The sequence below is a fragment of the Burkholderia sp. Se-20373 genome (assembly GCF_017104705.1).
Classification (GTDB): Bacteria; Pseudomonadota; Gammaproteobacteria; order Burkholderiales; family Burkholderiaceae; genus Burkholderia.
In genome coordinates, this window is record NZ_JAAGPH010000151.1 from 1 (window position 1) to 18,254 (window position 18,254).

General features: G+C 67.2%; 15 protein-coding genes and 1 pseudogene. 4 read left to right on the top strand and 12 right to left on the bottom strand.

What is annotated here, in order from left to right; genetic code table 11:
* Positions 1-115: 115 nt before the first annotated feature.
* Positions 116-214, top strand: a pseudogene (locus G3N96_RS39425) (extensin); the annotation flags it as partial.
* A gap of 95 nt (positions 215-309) precedes the next feature.
* Here G3N96_RS39425 and ahpF read toward each other — a convergent pair.
* The 4 genes from ahpF to G3N96_RS32100 form a co-directional block, all read right to left on the bottom strand.
* The gene (ahpF, locus tag G3N96_RS32085) at positions 310-1,908 is read right to left on the bottom strand and encodes an alkyl hydroperoxide reductase subunit F (RefSeq protein WP_206139686.1); all 1,599 of its coding nucleotides are present in this window, start codon (positions 1,906-1,908) and stop codon (positions 310-312) included.
* 128 nt (positions 1,909-2,036) lie between these two features.
* A complete protein-coding gene (gene ahpC, locus G3N96_RS32090) occupies positions 2,037-2,600 on the bottom strand; it encodes an alkyl hydroperoxide reductase subunit C (RefSeq protein WP_006488685.1) in 564 nt (187 codons plus the stop codon).
* 274 nt (positions 2,601-2,874) lie between these two features.
* Positions 2,875-3,084, bottom strand: a complete 210-nt coding sequence (locus tag G3N96_RS32095) for a ribbon-helix-helix protein, CopG family (protein ID WP_206139687.1) — start codon at positions 3,082-3,084, stop codon at positions 2,875-2,877.
* 128 nt (positions 3,085-3,212) lie between these two features.
* Positions 3,213-4,109, bottom strand: a complete 897-nt coding sequence (locus G3N96_RS32100; RefSeq protein WP_124577499.1) for a LysR substrate-binding domain-containing protein — start codon at positions 4,107-4,109, stop codon at positions 3,213-3,215.
* 178 nt (positions 4,110-4,287) lie between these two features.
* On the opposite strand from G3N96_RS32100, the gene G3N96_RS32105 reads away from it, so the two are divergent.
* From G3N96_RS32105 to G3N96_RS32115, 3 genes are read left to right on the top strand one after another with little or no spacing between them, the layout of a single operon-like run.
* A complete protein-coding gene (locus G3N96_RS32105) occupies positions 4,288-5,454 on the top strand; it encodes a branched-chain amino acid ABC transporter substrate-binding protein (RefSeq protein ID WP_206139688.1) in 1,167 nt (388 codons plus the stop codon).
* Positions 5,455-5,508: 54 nt separating this feature from the next.
* Entirely contained in the window at positions 5,509-6,033 is a 525-nt protein-coding gene (locus tag G3N96_RS32110) for an L-2-amino-thiazoline-4-carboxylic acid hydrolase (protein ID WP_089432512.1), read from the top strand.
* Positions 6,026-7,291 carry a Zn-dependent hydrolase gene (locus tag G3N96_RS32115; protein ID WP_206139689.1) on the top strand — a complete coding sequence of 422 codons (1,266 nt, stop codon included), beginning with the start codon at positions 6,026-6,028 and terminating at the stop codon, positions 7,289-7,291. The genes G3N96_RS32110 and G3N96_RS32115 overlap by 8 nt, the downstream gene beginning before the upstream one ends.
* Positions 7,292-7,381: 90 nt before the next feature.
* Here the strand turns inward: G3N96_RS32115 and G3N96_RS32120 are convergent, their stop codons facing one another.
* The 8 genes from G3N96_RS32120 to pgaA form a co-directional block, all read right to left on the bottom strand.
* A complete protein-coding gene (locus tag G3N96_RS32120; RefSeq protein WP_206139690.1) occupies positions 7,382-7,861 on the bottom strand; it encodes a GNAT family N-acetyltransferase in 480 nt (159 codons plus the stop codon).
* A gap of 34 nt (positions 7,862-7,895) precedes the next feature.
* On the bottom strand, positions 7,896-8,729 hold the full coding sequence (locus G3N96_RS32125) for a cytochrome c (RefSeq protein ID WP_206139691.1): 834 nt from the start codon (positions 8,727-8,729) through the stop codon (positions 7,896-7,898).
* Positions 8,730-9,044: 315 nt separating this feature from the next.
* Positions 9,045-10,313 carry a hypothetical protein gene (locus tag G3N96_RS32130; RefSeq protein WP_206139692.1) on the bottom strand — a complete coding sequence of 423 codons (1,269 nt, stop codon included), beginning with the start codon at positions 10,311-10,313 and terminating at the stop codon, positions 9,045-9,047.
* Positions 10,310-12,133, bottom strand: coding sequence for a glutamine--fructose-6-phosphate transaminase (isomerizing) (glmS, locus tag G3N96_RS32135; RefSeq protein ID WP_124577512.1), 1,824 nt, complete (start codon positions 12,131-12,133; stop codon positions 10,310-10,312). The genes G3N96_RS32130 and glmS overlap by 4 nt, the downstream gene beginning before the upstream one ends.
* 119 nt (positions 12,134-12,252) lie before the next feature.
* The gene (locus G3N96_RS32140) at positions 12,253-12,741 is read right to left on the bottom strand and encodes a Biofilm PGA synthesis auxiliary protein PgaD (RefSeq protein WP_124577514.1); all 489 of its coding nucleotides are present in this window, start codon (positions 12,739-12,741) and stop codon (positions 12,253-12,255) included.
* Positions 12,719-13,990, bottom strand: coding sequence for a poly-beta-1,6-N-acetyl-D-glucosamine synthase (pgaC, locus tag G3N96_RS32145; protein WP_206139693.1), 1,272 nt, complete (start codon positions 13,988-13,990; stop codon positions 12,719-12,721). Before pgaC ends, G3N96_RS32140 begins: the two co-directional genes overlap by 23 nt.
* Positions 13,987-16,077: a poly-beta-1,6-N-acetyl-D-glucosamine N-deacetylase PgaB gene (gene pgaB, locus G3N96_RS32150; RefSeq protein WP_206139695.1), complete on the bottom strand. Its 2,091-nt coding sequence runs from the start codon at positions 16,075-16,077 to the stop codon at positions 13,987-13,989. Before pgaB ends, pgaC begins: the two co-directional genes overlap by 4 nt.
* 18 nt (positions 16,078-16,095) lie before the next feature.
* On the bottom strand, positions 16,096-18,254 hold a 2,159-nt coding region (gene pgaA / locus G3N96_RS32155), incomplete at its 5' end, for a poly-beta-1,6 N-acetyl-D-glucosamine export porin PgaA (protein ID WP_206139694.1).

Sequence of the window (18,254 nt, forward strand, 5' to 3'; positions counted from 1 at the left end):
TGTTGCTCGAGAGGCGGCATGCCCGTCTGGTCCGCGCGCTTGTCGGCCCGTTCGTCGGCCGGCTTGATCCCGCGACGCAGCGGGCCGCCTTCACGCCGTGCGGGTTGCCGCGTGCGTACCGGCCGCGATGACCGAGCAACTGGTCAGGCAGTCGAGCAGCTTCAAGTCGACGGCGCCTGCGCCAGCGGACGGCGGCCCGACCGCGACCAAGTAACCGTCATCGCTTCCGGAATAAAAAGGACCCCGCATGCCGACCAAAGCATGCGGGGCCAAGAGAGACAAACTGTTGTGCCGACGGGCTGACGCGCGTTACGCGGCGACCGCTTCCTCGGCCTGCGGCTGCGCGGCGGCCACCGGTGCCACGTCCTGGCGGATCAGGTGGTCGAACGCGCCGAGCGATGCCTTCGCGCCTTCGCCCACGGCGATCACGATCTGCTTGAACGGCACCGTCGTCACGTCGCCGGCCGCGAACACGCCCGGTACCGACGTCGCGCCGCGCGCATCGACGACGATCTCGCCGTGCTTCGACAGTTCGACCGTACCCTTCAGCCATTCGGTGTTCGGCACGAGGCCGATCTGCACGAACACGCCTTCCAGTTCGATGCGCTGCGTGTCGCCCGAGCGCAGATCCTTGTAGACGAGCCCGTTCAGCTTGCTACCGTCGCCGGTCAGCTCGGTCGTTTGCGCCTGCGTGACGATCGTCACGTTCGGCAGGCTGCGCAGCTTGCGCTGCAGCACTTCGTCCGCGCGCAGTTGTGCGCCGTATTCGATCAGCGTGACTTCCTTCACGATGCCGGCGAGGTCGATCGCGGCCTCGACACCCGAGTTGCCGCCGCCGACCACCGCGACACGCTTGCCCTTGAACAGCGGGCCGTCGCAGTGCGGGCAGTACGCGACACCGCGGTTGCGGTATTCGCGCTCGCCCGGCACGTTGATTTCGCGCCAGCGCGCGCCGGTCGCGAGGACGATCGTCTTCGCCTTCAGCACCGCGCCGTTCGCGAGGCGGATCTGGTGCACGTCGCCCGGAATCAGCGCGTCGGCGCGCTGCACGTCCATGATGTCGACGTCGTATTGCTTCACGTGCTGTTCGAGCGCGGTCGCGAACTTCGGCCCTTCGGTTTCCTGCACCGACACGAAGTTCTCGATCGCCATTGTGTCGAGCACCTGGCCGCCGAAACGCTCGGCGACGACACCCGTCGCAATGCCCTTGCGCGCCGAGTAGATCGCAGCCGCCGCGCCTGCCGGGCCGCCGCCGACGATCAGCGTATCGAACACCGGCTTGGTCTCGAGCGACTTCGCGGCACGTGCGCTGGCGCCCGTATCGAGTTTCGCGAGGATTTCCTTCACGCTGCTGCGGCCCTGGCCGAACGACGCGCCGTTCAGGAACATCGTCGGCACGGCCATGATCTGGCGCGACTCGACTTCACCCTGGAACAGCGCGCCGTCGATCGCGACGTGACGGATGCGGGGGTTGATCAGCGACATCACGTTCAGCGCCTGCACGACTTCCGGGCAGTTCTGGCACGACAGCGAGAAATACGTCTCGAACGCGTAGTCGCCGTCGAGCGCGCGGATCTGTTCGATCACGTCGTCGTCGAGCTTGATCGGATGGCCGCCCGTCTGCAGCAGCGCGAGCACGAGCGACGTGAATTCATGGCCCATCGGGATGCCGGCGAAGCGGATGCCGGCCGGCTTGCCGGGCTCGCCGATCGAGAACGACGGCTTGCGCTCGGCGTCGTCGCGGCGTTCGGTTACGGTTACGCGATCCGTCAGCGACGCAATCTCGTTCAGCAGCGCCAGCAGTTCCTGCGATTTCGCGCTGTCGTCGAGCGAGGCGACGAGTTGGATCGGGCGCGTGATCTTTTCGAGGTACGCTTTGAGTTGGTTCTTGAGATTGGCGTCGAGCATGGCGTTTCGGATTCCGTATTAACGATTCTGGTCGGGCACGTCGTGCCGGAGGAGGGCGCGGGCCGCATGCCGCGGCGGCCCATCATCGGGAGGCTCGCGCGCCTCGTGCGAGGCGCGCGGCGCGATCGTCAGATCTTGCCGATCAGGTCGAGCGACGGGGTCAGCGTTTCCGCACCCGGCGTCCACTTGGCCGGGCACACTTCACCCGGGTGCGCCGCGATGTATTGCGCCGCCTGCACCTTGCGCAGCAGTTCGCCTGCGTCACGGCCGATGCCGTTGTCGTGGATTTCGCACAGCTTGATCTCGCCTTCCGGGTTGATCACGAACGTGCCGCGCAGGGCCATCCCTTCTTCCTCGATCAGCACGTCGAAGTTGCGCGACAGCGTGAGGGTCGGGTCGCCGATCATCGGGTACTTGATCTTGCCGATCGTGTCCGACGTGTCGTGCCATGCCTTGTGCGTGAAATGCGTGTCGGTGGACACGCCGTAGATTTCGACACCCAGCTTCTGGAATTCCGCGTAACGGTCGGCGAGGTCGCCCAGCTCGGTCGGGCAGACGAACGTGAAGTCGGCCGGGTAGAACACGACGACGGACCACTTGCCCTTGAAGTTCTCTTCCGAGACGGGCACGAAATCGCCATTGTGGTATGCGGTTGCCTTGAACGGCTTGATTTGGGTGTTGATGATCGGCATCTGGACAATTCCTTTTCGTCAGTGGTGAGTGGAGTGTTGCCAGTATCCGGGTTCACCCTGACCTTGTGAAATTGCTTGTTTCAATCCGGGGCATCGGGAATTTCTATCTGCTTCCGGCCCTTGATTGGGTGGGGTGTGCAGGGGAGGTCATTGACGCGCGGGTGCGTGGACGAGCGGTAACCGGGCGGAGATGCGGCGAGCGGGAATGCGCAGGAAGTCAAAAGCCGCGGTGGATCGACTCCAGGCGGCAGCGATGGGCGTCCGGGGGGGGCGTTCACCACTCCGAGCGCAAGTCTTCCTGGGTGACGGCATTGCACCCCTTCCAGAGGCCGAATACATTGTCAGCAAGTGTCTGGTTCCGTAGCGCGATGTAGGCGTCGATCGCGTCCCGGACGACCTCGGCTGAGGATCTGTCCTGGTGCGTGGCGATGCGGGTCAACGCGGCATGTTGGTCATCCGATAGATCGACTGGAATTCTGTTCATTTCAACCTCCGTGACGGGACACGGCCATCGTGGCGATCCGGTCGGCCAAGTGCAAGTGCGCGGCACGTCCGGTGCGAATGCGGTTCCCCGATTCGGCCGGTTGTCGGAGCGGCGCCTTCGCGCTCCGCTCAAATCCCCGCCATCTTCCTCAACCACGCCGCCAGCCGCCTGGCTCCATCCGGCATGTCCGCGTCCTCGCGGGTGCACAGGTAGTAATCGCGCCCGTCGTCGAGCGCGTGATCGAACAGCTTCACGAGTTCGCCATTCGCCAGTTCACGCGCCACCAGCGGCGCGCGCAGCAAGGCTGCGCCGAGATCCGCGCGCGCGGCGCTCAGCGTGAGCTGGCCGTCCTCGAACATCGGCCCCACCGCATGCGACACATGCTTGACGCCCGCGCCCTGCAGCCAGTTGACCCAGGTGCTGCGATCCTCGTCGTGCACGAGCGGGGCGCGCGCGAGATCGGCCGGCGTGCGGAACGGCCCGTGGCGTTTCAGGAACGACGGGCTGCACATCGGCACCATCGCGCCCGGCAGCAGCCGCTCGCAGCGGTAGCCGGGCCAGTCGCCGGTGCCGAAGCGGATCGACAGGTCCGATGCATCGCTGCGGTAGTTGCGGTGATGCGCGTACAGCACGGTCACGTCGACGTCCGTGTTGTCGGCCAGGAACGCGTGCAGCCGCGGAATGAACCAGCCGATGCCGAGCAGCGGAATCAGGCTGACGGTGATCTGCCGCAGCGACGAGCGGTCGCGCACGAAGCGCGTCGCGCTGCGCAGCACCGAGAACGCGGCGCTGATCGAGCGGTAGTAGTCGCGGCCTTCGTCCGTGAGCGCAAGCAGCCGGCCCTCGCGCACCGTCAGCGGCGTCTGGATGAACGCTTCGAGCAGTTGCAGCTGATGGCTGACCGCCGACGGCGTGATGTCGAGCTCGCCCGCCGCCGCGGTGACCGACCCGAGACGCGCGAATGCTTCGAACGCACGCACCGCGCGCAGCGGCGGATCGTGCGGTAATTGTTCGATATTTTTCATGTGTCGAATTTTATCGAAAAGTCAGGGTAAGCGACAACACAAAAATATCCCGTGTTTACAGTGGTATGCGTTAATGTGTCGGGAACGGCATAAGCATCCAACAATTGGATATTTGGGGTTTGGGTACTGAATATTTAATATTTTTCATGTTTTGATTCGATTCACCGGTCCCCCACACATGAAAATCGCTTTTCTCCCCGCCAGCCTCGCATTCTCGGCGGCCGCCCTGGTCGCCTCCGTTCCCGCGTTCGCACAATCCGCGCCGCAGACCATCCTGATCGGTCTCGCCGCGCCGCTCACCGGCCCGTCCGCGCGGATCGGCAAGGATCTGCAGAACGGCGCGCAACTCGCGATCGACGACGCGAACGCGAAGCATCCGACCATCGGCGGCAAGCCGGTCGTCTACAAGCTCGTCGCGGCCGATGATCAATCCGATCCGCGCACGGCCGTCGCGGTTGCGCAGCAGCTCGTCGACCAGCACGTGATCGGCGTCGTCGGCCACTGGAACACGGGCTGCAGCGTGCCGGCGTCGCGCGTCTACCGCGATGCGGGCATCCCGGAGATCGCGCCGGCGTCCACCGGCCATCAATACACGCAGCAGGGCTACGCGACGGCCTTCCGCATCATGGGCCACGACGATGCGGGCGGCAATTTCACCGGCGCGTACGCGGTGAAGACGCTGAAGGCGAAGCGTATCGCGGTGATCGACGATCGCACGTCATTCGGCTCGGGCCTGGCCGACCAGTTCATCAAGGGCGTGCAGGCGAACGGCGGCACGATCGTCGATCGCCAGTACGTGAACGACAAGACGACCGACTTCAGCGGCGTGCTGACCGCGATCAAGGGCAAGCGCGCGGACCTCGTGTTCTTCGGCGGCCTCGACGCGCAGGCCGCGCCGATCTCGCGCCGGATGCGTCAGCTCGGCGTGAACGCGCCGCTGCTCGGCGCGGGCGGCTTCGTGAGCCAGACCTTCCTGTCGCTGGCCGGCAAGGACGGCGACGGCGTGACCGCGCTCGAACCGGGCCTGCCGCTCGACCGGATGCCGGGCGGCAAGGCGTTCGACACGCAATACCAGACGCGCTTCCGCGCCCCGATCGAGCTGCATGCGCCGTTCGCGTACGACGCGGCCGCCACGCTGATCGCGGCCGCGCAGAAGGCCGGTACGACGCAGCCGGCGAAACTGGTCGCGGCGGTGCGCGCGATCGACCGGCCCGGCGTGACGGGGCGGATCGCGTTCGACAACGCAGGCAACCTGAAGGATCCGGCTTTCACGATCTACCAGGTGCGCGGCGGCAAGTGGACCGTCGTCGACGTGCTCGGCGGCTCGCGCACCGCGACCAAGTAAACGACCCATCGCGACCCAGCACGACACAGCGATAAGACAACCAAGACGATCCCCATGACCGAAGCCACCCAGACATCCGCCGCCGCACCCGAGGACACGCGCCTCGGGATCCTCGCGCGGCGCCGCATCGAAGCGGAAATCATCAAGCCGATCTACGAGATCATGAAGCGCGAGTTCGGCGCCGAGCGCGCGCAGGCCGTGATCGCGGAAGCCGTGCGCGGCGCGGCGGTCGACGCCGGCCGCACGTTCGCGGCGCAGGAACCGGATGGCACGAGCGTGAAGTCGTTCATCGCGCTGCAGGTGCTGTGGGAGAAGGACGATGCGCTCGACGTCGAGGTGCGGCGCGCGGACGACGCGCATTACGACTACGACGTGCATCGCTGCAGCTACGCGGAGATGTATCACGCGATGGGGCTCGGCGAGATCGGGCACCTGCTGAGCTGCGCGCGCGACAGCTATTTCATCCAGGGCTATGCGCCGGACATCGCGCTCACGCGGACGAGCACGATCATGCAGGGCGGCAAGCGCTGCGATTTCCGCTACGCGCTGCAAGCCGCGCCGGAGAACGGCGATGCGTGACGACAACGTAGTGGTTGAGCGCGTGAGCGCACCGCGCGTCGACGGCGACCGCCTGTGGGCGTCGCTCGACCGGATGGCGCAGATCGGTGCGACGCCGAAGGGCGGCGTCTGCCGCCTCGCGCTGACCGATCTCGATCGCGAGTCGCGCGACCTGTTCGTGCAATGGGCGCAAGACGCCGGCTGCACGGTGCGCGTGGACCGGATGGGCAACGTGTTCGCGCGCCGCTCGGGGCGCAACCCCGACGCCGCGCCGGTCATGACCGGCTCGCACGCCGATTCGCAGCCGACGGGCGGCCGCTACGACGGCATCTACGGCGTGCTCGGCGGGCTCGAGGTCGTGCGCGCGCTGAACGACGCGGGCATCGAGACCGAGCGCCCGATCGACGTCGTGATCTGGACCAACGAGGAAGGCTCGCGCTTCGCGCCGGCGATGGTGTCGGCCGGCGTGTTCTCGGGCGTCTATACGCTCGAATACGGGCTGTCGCGCACCGATGGCGCAGGCAGGACGATCGGCGAGGAACTGGCGCGGATCGGCTACGCGGGCGCCGAGCCCGTCGGCGGCTATCCGGTGCATGCGGCGTACGAGCTGCATATCGAACAGGGCGCGATTCTCGAACGGGCCGGCAAGACGATCGGCGTCGTGACGGCCGGGCAGGGGCAGCGCTGGTACGAGGTGACGCTCACCGGTGTCGACGCGCATGCGGGCACGACGCCGATGGAATTCCGTCGCGATGCGCTGGTCGGCGCCGCACGGATGATCTCGTTCGTCGACGTGCTCGGCCGCCGTTACGCGCCGTACGCCCGGGCGACCGTGGGGATGATCGAGGCGCGGCCGAACTCGCGTAATACCGTGCCGGGCGGCTGTTTCTTCACTGTCGAGTTTCGCCACCCCGACGATGCGGTGCTCGACGAACTGGACGCGGCGCTTCGCGCGGAACTCGCACGTGTCGCCGACGAAACGGGCCTCGGCGCGCAGATCGAGCAGATCTTCACGTATGCGCCGATTCCATTCGCGCCGCGCTGCATCGACACGGTGCGTGAGGCGGCCCAGGCGCTCGGGCTGTCGCACATGGATATCGTGTCCGGCGCCGGTCATGACGCGTGCTATGTCGCGCGCGTTGCGCCGACGGGGATGATCTTCGTCCCGTGCGTCGACGGGCTGAGCCACAACGAAGCCGAAGCGATTACGCCCGAGTGGGCGGCGGCGGGCGCCGACGTGCTGTTGCGTGCGGTGCTGCGGAGCGCGCAGGAACGCTGAACCGGAGTGTGACGGCGATGGTCCGGCGGGAGAATCTGCGCCAGGCTACGCCGGTCAATGCCTGACGATGCGAACGCGCGGGTTGCGTCGTCAGGCGCCCGGCGAATGCCGACCGATATACCGCCGCATCACATGGAACGCGAGATCGGTGCGCTCCGGAATCGTGATCGTCGCGTCATCGGCTGCGAAGCCGAGTTTTTCATAGAACCGGTACGCGGATTCGCGTGCCGTACACCACACGAGTGCGGCCCCGTGTGCTTCCGCGTGCCGTACGCAGACCTGCACCAGCACACGCCCGAAGCCCATGCCACGGACGGCAGGATGGACGGCCATTCCGCGCAGCCGCCACGCCGGTCGCGCAGGATCGTCTTCGCGCACCTCCTCGCAGATCGACGCAACGGCGACGATGCCCGACGAATCACGTACGCCGACGTGCAGCGTCGTCGGCGCAAGGTCGCCGGCCAGTGCGCTCGCATCCAGATCGCCATTCAGCAGGATCATCGCCCGGAGCGGGTGCGTCTGCGCGGCATCGATCGGTGCGATGGTGAACAGCGTGTCGCCTGACGTCATCAATCTTCCTCGAGTCATTCGATTCAGCCGCGCGTTACTGAGCGGCCTTGCGCCGCGCCATATAAGCGAGATACGCGACGATCTGGTCGAGTTCGCGGTCGCTCAGCTGGTCGGGCGGAAATGCCGGCATGCTGCGGCCCGGCCAGTCGCGCACCGACGCCGGGTTGCGGATATAGCGGCGCAGCGCGGCCGGCTGGAAGTAGTCGACCGGGTTCATCGGCGTGTTCAGGTCGGGGCCGGCATGGCTGCTGCCCGCGCCGTCGAGGCGGTGGCATGCGAGGCATTGCGTGACGAACAGGCGCTGGCCCGCGCGAGCCGGATCGTTCGCGGGCAACGTGGCATCGACGGCGAGCGACGGCCAGCGCGCGAGCGGCGACGACTCAATCGTGACGCGCACGATCTGGTACGGCCACTGCTCGCCGCGCACCGACGACGCGTCCGGCCCGAGCCAGACCAGGTAGAACGGCCCGGCACTGACCTGCTTGCCGGGCAGCTTCGGCCACGGATGCGCCGGATCCTCGATCGCGAGCCACGGGATGGCGCCGGCCGGTGGGTGGCGGCGCACGAGATCCAGCGGCAGTTGCGCGGCGAAGCCGTCGGCGGCACGGGTTTCGAGCACCCCGTCGGCCGGCAGGCTGTCGCCGAGCAGGTCGGCGAACGGCACCGCGCGGAACGTCATCGGCCGGCCGTACGCGATGTCGCGCGGCACGTGGATGTCGGCGGCATCGGGGCGCGCGAGCAGCGTCTGCCGGGTGAGGGCGCGGGCCGTGCCGTCGGTCTCGAGTTCAAGCGCGGACTGGGCCGACGCGCGTTGTCCGATCAGGCAAATCGTCAGCAGCAAAAGCGAAAACCACCGGCGCTTCAGCATTCGTTCTCCGGGAAAGGGCGTTCCGGCGGCGACAGGAGGCGGGCGCCGCGGCCGATGGAAGGAATCGGGCGACAGTCTATCCGGTACGCGCGGCGCTGGCGACTGCGGCGCGGGAAGCGGGTGGCCGGTCATGATCGGACAGGCTGGCGGCAGCGCGCCTGGCGGTCGGGTCGTGAGAGGGAAGGATGCGACATCACGCGGCGTGGATTGAGCCCGAAGGAGCGGAAGAGGCGGAAGAGGCGCGGCGACGGCCCGGCCCGGGGTGAGCGCATGCCGGCCCGCCGCGTCCACGGCGATCTCGCTACAGAGCCACTGTCAATGACTCGAACAAGGCACTTCGCGCTTCGGCAACGGCGTTTCGTGCGCCGGTTCGAAATCGGCTTCGCGTGTGCCCGACGGCGTCAGCGACACGAAATGCATCGCGGTGCCGCTCCCCGGAAAGCCGGCGATACCGGTCAACCCCCACGGAATCGGCGAACGCTGCACGCCGCTCGCTGAAATGTCCGACGGCCCGAGCGCCAGCGTCAGCAGCCGCCCGTCGCGGATCGGTACGTACGCATGCGTGCCGGACACCCCGATGCCGGATTCGCGCACCGACGCCGGCAGGCAGTCGAGCGTCGCCGTGCGGCGGCCGTCCGGCGCGATCAGCATCGCGACGCCGCGATCGTCCGCCGTCGTCGTGACGACGATGAAGCGGTCGATCTCCTGCACGTAAGCCGACGAATACACGTAATACTGGATCGCGTCGTTCAGCGTCCCCCGCTTGTCCAGCTTCGCCGTGACCGGGTCGAACATCGCGTATTCGAGCGTCGCGTCCGTGCTGCCTTCGATGTATTTCTGCCACACGAGCAGCGCCGTATGCGGCGAGCCCGCGACGACGGGCCACCACTCGCGGCGGTGCGGCACGACCGCGACATGGTTCAGCACGCGCCCGGCCGCGTCATAGGTTTTCACGTACACGCCGTTGCCGGTGCCGAGGTTGTCGACGCCGCCGCCGTCGACCCAGTCGGCCGAATAGAACACGACGAAGCGGTCGGCCGCCGTGGCGACATGCCCCGAGTGGCCGCCCGATTCGACGTCGTTCGGGTAGGGCTTGATCGGCTTCAGGTCCCGGCGGTAGACGCCGTAGCGCTGGCTGACTTCCTGCGGCGCATTCCAGCCGTCCTCGAACGTGACGAAGATGTCGCCGCGCGCGTTCTGCGCGATCGACACGGGCTCCTGCGCCTCGGGGCGGCTGATGAACGTGTGGACGTGCAGCAGGTTCGGCTTGCCGGGCAGCCATTCGCCGACGTACACGTCATGCGGCCAGCTGCCGCCGCGCATCGCGCCGCGCGGCACGACACCCGAGCTGCTGAAGAACACCCAGCGCTTGCCGTTGCCGGCGTCGGCCACGCCGATGCCGTGCATGAAGCTGCGCGGATCGACGGCCGGGTGAGATGAAGGGGCGCCCTGCACGGTGACCGTATGCACGGCCGGCGTGGCGGCGAAGGCGGGCGGCATCGCCATGACGATGCCGCATGCGCCGCACAGCGCGGCCGCTACACACTGCGCGACCGCCGGTGCCGGGCGCGTTCGCCGCTTCATTCGACGGTCACCGATTTCGCGAGGTTGCGCGGCTTGTCGACGTCGGCGCCGCGCGCGCAGCCGACGTGATAGGCGAGCAGTTGCAGCGGAATCACGTTGACGATCGGCGACAGCACGTCGCCCGATTCGCGCACGCGGATCAGGTGCGTGTCGCGGTCGGCGTCGATCCCGAGCTGGTCGCCGGCCAGCACGTAGAGCCGTCCGCCGCGCGCGCGTACCTCGGCCATGTTGGATTTCAGCTTCTGGAACAGGCGGTCGTCCGGCGCGATCGTGACGACCGGCATCGCGCTCGTGACGAGCGCGAGCGGGCCGTGCTTCAGTTCGCCGGCCGCATAGCCTTCCGCGTGGATGTACGACACCTCCTTGAGCTTCAGCGCCCCTTCCATCGCGATCGGGAAATGAATGCCGCGCCCGAGGAACAGCGCGTTCTCGGTGCGTGCGAACTTCGTGGCCCAGCCCATGATCTGCGTTTCGAGCGCGAGTGCGTGGCCGATGCGCTCGGGCAGCGCATGCAGCTGCTTCAGGTGCAGCGCGACCTGCTTCGCGTCGAGCCGGCCGCGCAGCTGCGCGAGCGTCAGCGTCAGCACGAACAGCGCGACGAGCTGCGTGGTGAACGCCTTGGTCGACGCGACCCCGAGCTCGATGCCGGCCCGCGTCAGGAACCGCAGCGGCGCGTTGCGCGCGATCGTGCTGGTCGCCACGTTGCAGATCGCCATCGACAGTGCCTGACCCATGTCGCGCGCCTGCTCGATCGCGCCGATCGTGTCGGCCGTCTCGCCCGATTGCGAAATGCCGACGACGAGCGTGCGCGGATCGGGCACCGTCTCGCGGTAGCGGAATTCGCTGGCGATCTCGACCTGGGCGGGCACGCCCGCGATGGCCTCCAGCCAGTACTTCGCGGTCAGCCCCGCGTAGTAGCTGGTGCCGCAGCCGAGCAGCAGCACGTTCCTCACTCGCGACAGCAGCGCGCGCGTGTCGTCGGTCGCGTCGAACAACGCCGGCGAAATCGTGTCGATGCCGTCAAGCGTGCTGGCGATCGCCTTCGGCTGCTCGAAGATCTCCTTCTGCATGAAATGCTGGTACGGGCCGAGCGCGGCGTCGCCTTCGCGCGCCTTCACCTGGCACAGCGGGCGCTGGGCCTCGTGCCCGCCCGAGTCGACCACGGCGATCCGGTCCGGCGTGATCAGCGCGACGTCGCCGTCTTCCAGGTAGACGAAGCGGTCGGTCAGGTCGCCGAGCGCCGCGCAGTCCGACGCGAGGTAGTTCTGTTCGGCGCCGATGCCGATCACGAGCGGCGAGCCGGCGCGTGCGGCGACGAGGCGCTGCGGCTCTTTCGCACTCAGCACCGCGATCGCGTACGCACCGTGCAGCCGCTTGACGGCGCGCACGACCGCGTCGAACAGGTCGTCGCGATAGAGGCTGTGGATCAGGTGCGCGATCACCTCGGTGTCGGTCTGGCCGCGAAACGTATAGCCGCGCTCCCGCAGCTCCACGCGCAGCGCGTCGTGGTTCTCGATGATGCCGTTGTGCACGACCGCGATCGTGTCGCCCGACATGATCGGATGCGCGTTCATTTCGGACGGTGCGCCGTGGGTTGCCCAGCGCGTATGCGCGATGCAGGTCTGCGCTTCGAGGCCGAGCGTCAGCACGCGGGCCTGCAGGTCGGTCACGCGCCGCAACGTGCGTTCGCTGCGCAGGCGGCCGTCGTCCTGTACGGCAATGCCGCACGAATCGTAGCCGCGATACTCGAGCCTGCTCAGCGCATTGACCAGTTGCGGCACCTGATTGTTCAGGCCGCTTGCTCCGACGATTCCGCACATGATTCACCTCGTCCACAAAAGGTTGCCGTGCTGCCGGCGAAGTGCGGCAGCACGGTATCTGGAGCGGCGCCGCGTCGCACGAATGACATCCCCGTGCGCAGCGGCGCGTCTCCGCTGACCTACTCGCGGGGCTGCGGCCCCGCGTGGGCTACCCATTCGATGTCGGAAATCGAGCCGTTCGCGTCGTGCGACGCGACGAGAATGCGCGTCGTGCGCCGCGCGCCGCGCCGGCGGGCGCTTGCCAGCACGGTCGGCGGCACCGAGCGCACCTTCGCGCTGGCCGAGCGCCGCAGCATCTTCGACACGCGCAGCCGGTAGGCCAGCGGATGCACGACGCGTCCGGCGATCAGCCACATGACGATGGTGCCCGCGATGAGCGCGATGCTGGTCGCGTAGAACACCATCTGTTCGATCGGCATCTCGGCCGGATTGAACGGCAGCAGGTAGCGGTACGTGTAGATGCAGATCGATGCCCACACGGCGCCCACCAGCGCCGGCCGCAGGAGCCGGAACCAGATGGTCAGCACGGACCCGATGATGCGGCCGCGCTCGGCGATCAGTTCGCGCGGTGCGCGCAGGGAAAGGTCAATAATCGGTGCGTTCTTCATGTTGAATGCCTCGGTCGGGGCTGACCCATACGGCCCGCTTGCCGCGGCCCCGCAGCACGATGGCTGGCAGGGCGACGACGGTGGTGATCATGCTGATCAGCCAGAAGGCGACGGGATACCAGATGGTGTCCAGGAAATACATCAGGAGTTTCTCGTCGTAACGACGATCGATCATGCTGCCGATGATCAGTTGCAGGATGCAGGTGGCGACCAGCAGCATGCCGTGCCAGTGCGGCACGACCGATACGTGCCAGTCTTGCGGCAGCGGGTACACGACATTGATGAGCGCGAGCAGCAGGATGAACGACATCGAGTACGCCCATGCGATGCCGATCAGGTACTCGGCGAACAGCGGCCACATCATCATCTGCGTCGGCCGCGCGAGCGTGCCCGCGTACTTCATCAGCACCTGGATGCCGCCCTTCGACCAGCGCAACCGCTGCCGGTACAGGCCCTTCACCGTCTCGGGCATCAGGATCCAGCTCAGCGCGTGCGGCTCGTACACGACGCGCCAGTCGCGGCACTGCAGCTTCCAGCTGATGTCGATGTCCTCGGTCAGCATGTCCGAACTCCAGTAGCCGACGTCGGCGAGCGCGGTCTTGCGGAACATCGTGATCACGCCGGATACCGTGAAGATGCGGCCGTACACCTGCTGCGTGCGCTTGATCAGCCCGACGATCGACGAGAATTCGCCGACCTGCATGCGGCCGAGCAGTGACGTGCGCGTGCGGATGCGCGGGTTGCCGGTCACGGCGCCGACGCCCGGATCGGTCAGGAAATGCTCGAGCATCCAGCCGATCGCGTCGTGCGCGAGCAGCGCATCGCCGTCGATGCAGAGCAGGTATTCCGCGTTCGACACGGCCGCCGCGGTCGTGAGCCCGACCGCCTTGCCTTCGTTGCGCGCGTGATGGATCACTAGCAACCGCGGGATCTCGACGGCCAGCGCGTTGAGGATCTCGCCGGTGCGATCCTGGCTGCCGTCGTTGACCGCGATGATGTCGTAGTTCGGATACTGCATCCGGTCCAGGTGGCTGATCACGCTGCGCGCGTTCGCGGCTTCGTTGAAGCAGGGCACGACGATCGAGATCTTCGGAATGCCGCTCGACGCGATCGTCCGCGTGGACAGCTCGCGGCCTTCCTCGAGCAGGAAGTAGTGCACGACGCCGCCGATCATCCACAGGTACGACATGAAGAACGGGTAGTAGAAGACGAAATCCTGCAGGCGCTGGATGATGCTGTGGGTGGTCATGGCGTCTTCGTCCCCTGCGTATGTTGTTGCATCAGCGCGTTGATCGAGGTCGGGTCGAGGCGGGACTTCAGCGACATCACGTCGCGCATCGCGTCGAGTTCCGGCTGTCCGTTCAGGAAGTTGTCCGGGTAGTAGCCGAAATTCACCGCGCCTTCGCTGCGCAGCCGCCGCATCTGCGCGAGCAGCGTGCTGGCCGGCACCGGCTTCCGTGCGTGCCAGTCGTACGACTGCAGTTCGAACACGGTGCGCTGCAGGCCGCGCTGCTTCGCGTGCACGGCTTTCACGAGCTGGTCCAGCCAGCCTTCGGGATCCTTCGCCTGCTCCATGTACGGCATCGCCATCAGTGCGACGTAGTCGTAGGTCGCGAGGAAATCGTCGTAGTTCTGCGCGTACCACGCTTCCGATTCGGGCTTGAGCACCGGCATCGCGAAGATGTTGCGCGCGGTCAGCACGTCGCCCACGTTCTGATGGGCCAGCACGATCTGCTCCAGCTGCCTGGTCAGGTCGATCAGGTAGCGCGACTTCTGCCGGGTCCAGCGCTTCAGCAGGTCGGGGTTCTCGCGGATCTTGCCGACGTCGGCCGGCAGCCCCCACTGCGAATAGATGCGCTGCGCGTGCCGGCCCGCATCCTCGTAGTCGTCGAGCACCGCGTCGTCGCTGAACAGGATGCCGCTGAACGACGCGTGCTTGCTGAGATCCTCGTAGACCTGCTGGATCATCAGCCGCGCATCCGGATCGAACGGGCTCAGCCGGAACGTGCGCGTGCCGTTCTCGCGGGCCGGCGCGCCGCCGTAGGCGCTCACGGCCTCGAGCCCGCGCAGCTTGTCGGCCGGCGGCCGGAACGCGAGCACCGGCATCCATGCATACACCTGCACGTTGGCGCGCGTGTTGAGCTGCCATGCGGCGCGCGAGAACAGGTCGGAGCGCATCGGCAGGTGCCGGTTCGGGAAATACACGGATTCGGCCACGCCCGTGCCTTTCGGGTCCGCATACGCTTGCAGGTACACCGATTTCGGCTGCATCCGGTAGATGCGTTCGATCAGCTTGCCGAGATTCGCTTCCTGCCGCGCGGGGTCCGGATCGTAGACCTGGTCGAGATCGACCTGCACAGTGCGCTCGGGCACATCGACGTCGCCGCGGTTCGACGCCGGCTCGCGCATCGAGCGCTCGAACCCGCCGATGTCGACGTCGTACATCATCAGGATCCGCCGCAACCGGTCCAGCGGCACGTCCGGCGTATTCGGGCCGGCATCGAGACTGAACTGGATGTCCATCCCGAGCGACGTCGAGATCTGGCGCACCGGCTGGTTTTCCGCGCCGTACGGCCACACCATCGACCGTGCGACGATGCCCGTGCGTTCGCGGATCTGCCGCACGCAAGTCTGCAGGTCGTCGTGCACGCGTGCGTGGAATTCGGCGTCGGTTTCGTAGCGCTTCTGGTCTTGCAGGTAGAGATGCGACGTGGTCGCCGGCAATTCGTTGCCCTGCGGATTCGCGACCGCGCCGTGATGGAGGTTGTGGGTGTGGCAGCCGAGCTCGACGAACTCCGACTGGCCGAGCTTCTTCACCTCGTCCCACGACAGGAAATAGTCGCGCGGCACCTGAACCTTGTCGCTGAGGCGGATCGGCGTATCCGGCGGGGTGTCGATCCATGCGGTGACGAGGCCCATCACCGCCGGATACTTGAAGCGCTCGAGCAGCGGCAGCACTTTCGTGTAGTGGCTGCGAAAGCCGTCGTCGAACGTGAGCAGTACCGAGCGCGGCGGCAGCGGCTTGCCGCCGTGCCGCGACTCCTCGATCTGCCTGACCGTGATGGTGTGGTAGTTGTTGGTCTGCAGCCACGAGAAGATGGCGGTCAGCGTGCCGGTATCGACCGCGAACGCGTCGACCATCGCCGTACCGGAGTTGAACGTCGCCATCAGGTTGTCGCGCACGTCATGCATGCAGATCACGCGAAACGTCTTGCCGTCGGCCGGATCGGACGGCGGAAGCAGGTCGATCATCCTGGCGTTGGTCACGCCCGGAAACAGCGAACAGGCGGCAAATGCGCCCATGCATCCACACATGAAGGTCCGTCGGGATTGCAGCATGGCTCGATCTCCTTGCTAGAACGGCAGGTTGACCGACATGAAGCCGGTTTCGGAGCGTTCGCGCTGGCCGTCGTACGCGTGGCTGCTGACCTCCACGCCATAGCTCAGCGTGATGTCGTGCTTGAACGTCCATGCGTGCTCGAGACGCGCGCTCCACAGGGCGCTGGTGCCGAAGCCGCGCTCGTTGTACATGCCGCCGGATACCGAGACGCGCTGCTGCAGCCCCATGTCACCCTTCTTCCACAGCGTCAGCTGGTGCATGACGGTCGCCGCGGCCGCGTAGTCGCGGCCCGGGCTGAAGTACGGCGCGTCCGTGCGCGTGTTGCTGTCGGTGCCGAGATCGAGCGATACGTTGACCTGCTGGTTGGCGGTCGTGTACACGCGCTGCGTGGCGGTCGCCGAAATCTCCTGGTGGAAGTTCGAATCGCTGTAGCGGCTCACGCCGTAGCTCAGCTTGACCTCGCGACGGTCGTTCTGGCGATACACGACCGACACGTTCGCCGAGCGGCCCCAGATGTGCGCGGCATACGCCTTCCACGGCAGCGAGTTGTCGTTGGAGTCGAGTCCGCCGCTGACCGTCCAGTAGTCGTTCAGCGCGTACGCGATCGATCCGCGGCCGCCCGTGCGTCCGTCGCCGCCGAGCGAGCGTGTGACTTCGCCCTGCACGGTGAGCGGCCCGTGCCGGTAGTCGCCGCCGATGCCCGTGCGCGTGCGGCTGACGCTGCCGCTGTCGGTTTGCGCATGGCCGTAGAACGTGTGCGCGAAGACCCGCCAGTTGTCGCCGAACGGTTGCGAATAGAGGTAGCTGTCCGACGTGAAGCTGTTGTCGGCCAGTGCGCTGTTGCCGTGCTCGAAGCTCAGGTCGGTGGTGAACACCGGGCTGCGGTACGCGTTGTAGTCGCGCTTGAAGCCCCGCACGGCGCCGCTGTCCGGGAAGGTGTTGTCCAGCGTCTGGTCGACGTACTTCGCGGTCGCGTAGTCGTCGGCCGTGAGCGATGCGCGACCGAGGCCCGCGAGCATCTCGACGCTGTCGGGGTGGTCGGTCAGCGACGCGCGATACATCGCGATCGCCTGGCGCGGGTGAGACTGGCCCGACACCGCGTCGGCGTGCGCGGCGCGAACCTCCGCGTTGAACGGCACCTCCTTCTCGAGTTCTTCGAGTGCGGCGATCCCTTCATCGGGGTGACCCGTGAAGACCAGGTATTGCGCACGCAGCCGGTAGTAGCGCAGATAGTCGCTTTCTCCCGGACCGACGTTGGTCACCTGCTTGGCCGGCGGCAGCGACGCGCCCATGTCGTCGAGCGCCTGCTTTGCGTCCGCCGCGCGTCCCTGGTCGACGTACGACCAGAACAGCCCTTCGCGCAGTTCGATCGGACGCGTGCGCTCGCCGTACTGGAAGCCGCGGGTCGCGCGATCCGTCGGCGACGCGGTCGCCTGCTTCAGCGCACGCTGGTACACGGCATTCGCCTTGCCCGGTTCGCTCAGGTACAGGTAGGCGTCGCCCACGGCCGCCAGCGCGTCGATCGAAATTTCCGCGTTGGACGGAATCGTCTCGAACGTCGCGACGGCCTGCTTCATGTCGCCGCGCGCCGCAAGGGCGACCGTCCGGTCGCCCGCGAGCGCGGTCCTGACCGGCGTGTACTCGGGCGTGGCCGGCATCCGCTTGTCGAGATCGTCTGCCGCGCGCAGCGCGTTGTCGATCCCGTCGAAGCGGTCGGCACTCGTCATCGAGCGCGACTTGTCGCGGCCGCCGCGCACCTGCTGGCGAATCGACAGTTCTTCCAGTTGCGCGATGTCGACGGCAGAGAACGCATCGGGGCGGGCCTTCGCTTCATCGAGCGCCTTGACCGCGCCGCCGCTCGCCGCGAGGCCGAACACGTCGTTGCGCACGGTCTCGACGTCGGCGGTACGCAGATTCGGCGCTTGGGCATTCGGCGCTTCGACATCGGGCCCCTGCGATCGCTGGGTCGGCTCGCCGGGTAGCTGGGCGCCGGGCGTCTGCGCGTTCGGCGCCGGGGACGACGGCGGCGGCGCGCCAGGCATCTGCGGAACCGGCGCGGGCGAGTTCGGCATCGGGGTGCCGGATACCTGCGCGGTTTGCGTCGGCGCGAGCGGCGGCGTGGCGGGTGCGGCTGGTCCGATCTTCGGCGCGGTGTCCGAAGGCGGCGCGAGCG

Bases quoted from the DNA above. Each gene is read 5' to 3' on its own strand.
- G3N96_RS32140 (WP_124577514.1), bottom strand. From the start codon at position 12,741: ATGAAGAACGCACCGATTATTGACCTTTCCCTGCGCGCACCGCGCGAA.
- G3N96_RS32100 (WP_124577499.1), bottom strand. From the start codon at position 4,109: ATGAAAAATATCGAACAATTACCGCACGATCCGCCGCTGCGCGCGGTG.
- pgaC (WP_206139693.1), bottom strand. From the start codon at position 13,990: ATGACCACCCACAGCATCATCCAGCGCCTGCAGGATTTCGTCTTCTAC.
- G3N96_RS32095 (WP_206139687.1), bottom strand. From the start codon at position 3,084: ATGAACAGAATTCCAGTCGATCTATCGGATGACCAACATGCCGCGTTG.
- glmS (WP_124577512.1), bottom strand. From the start codon at position 12,133: ATGTGCGGAATCGTCGGAGCAAGCGGCCTGAACAATCAGGTGCCGCAA.
- G3N96_RS32120 (WP_206139690.1), bottom strand. From the start codon at position 7,861: ATGACGTCAGGCGACACGCTGTTCACCATCGCACCGATCGATGCCGCG.
- G3N96_RS32125 (WP_206139691.1), bottom strand. From the start codon at position 8,729: ATGCTGAAGCGCCGGTGGTTTTCGCTTTTGCTGCTGACGATTTGCCTG.
- G3N96_RS32130 (WP_206139692.1), bottom strand. From the start codon at position 10,313: ATGAAGCGGCGAACGCGCCCGGCACCGGCGGTCGCGCAGTGTGTAGCG.
- ahpF (WP_206139686.1), bottom strand. From the start codon at position 1,908: ATGCTCGACGCCAATCTCAAGAACCAACTCAAAGCGTACCTCGAAAAG.
- G3N96_RS32110 (WP_089432512.1), top strand. From the start codon at position 5,509: ATGACCGAAGCCACCCAGACATCCGCCGCCGCACCCGAGGACACGCGC.
- G3N96_RS32105 (WP_206139688.1), top strand. From the start codon at position 4,288: ATGAAAATCGCTTTTCTCCCCGCCAGCCTCGCATTCTCGGCGGCCGCC.
- ahpC (WP_006488685.1), bottom strand. From the start codon at position 2,600: ATGCCGATCATCAACACCCAAATCAAGCCGTTCAAGGCAACCGCATAC.
- G3N96_RS32115 (WP_206139689.1), top strand. From the start codon at position 6,026: ATGCGTGACGACAACGTAGTGGTTGAGCGCGTGAGCGCACCGCGCGTC.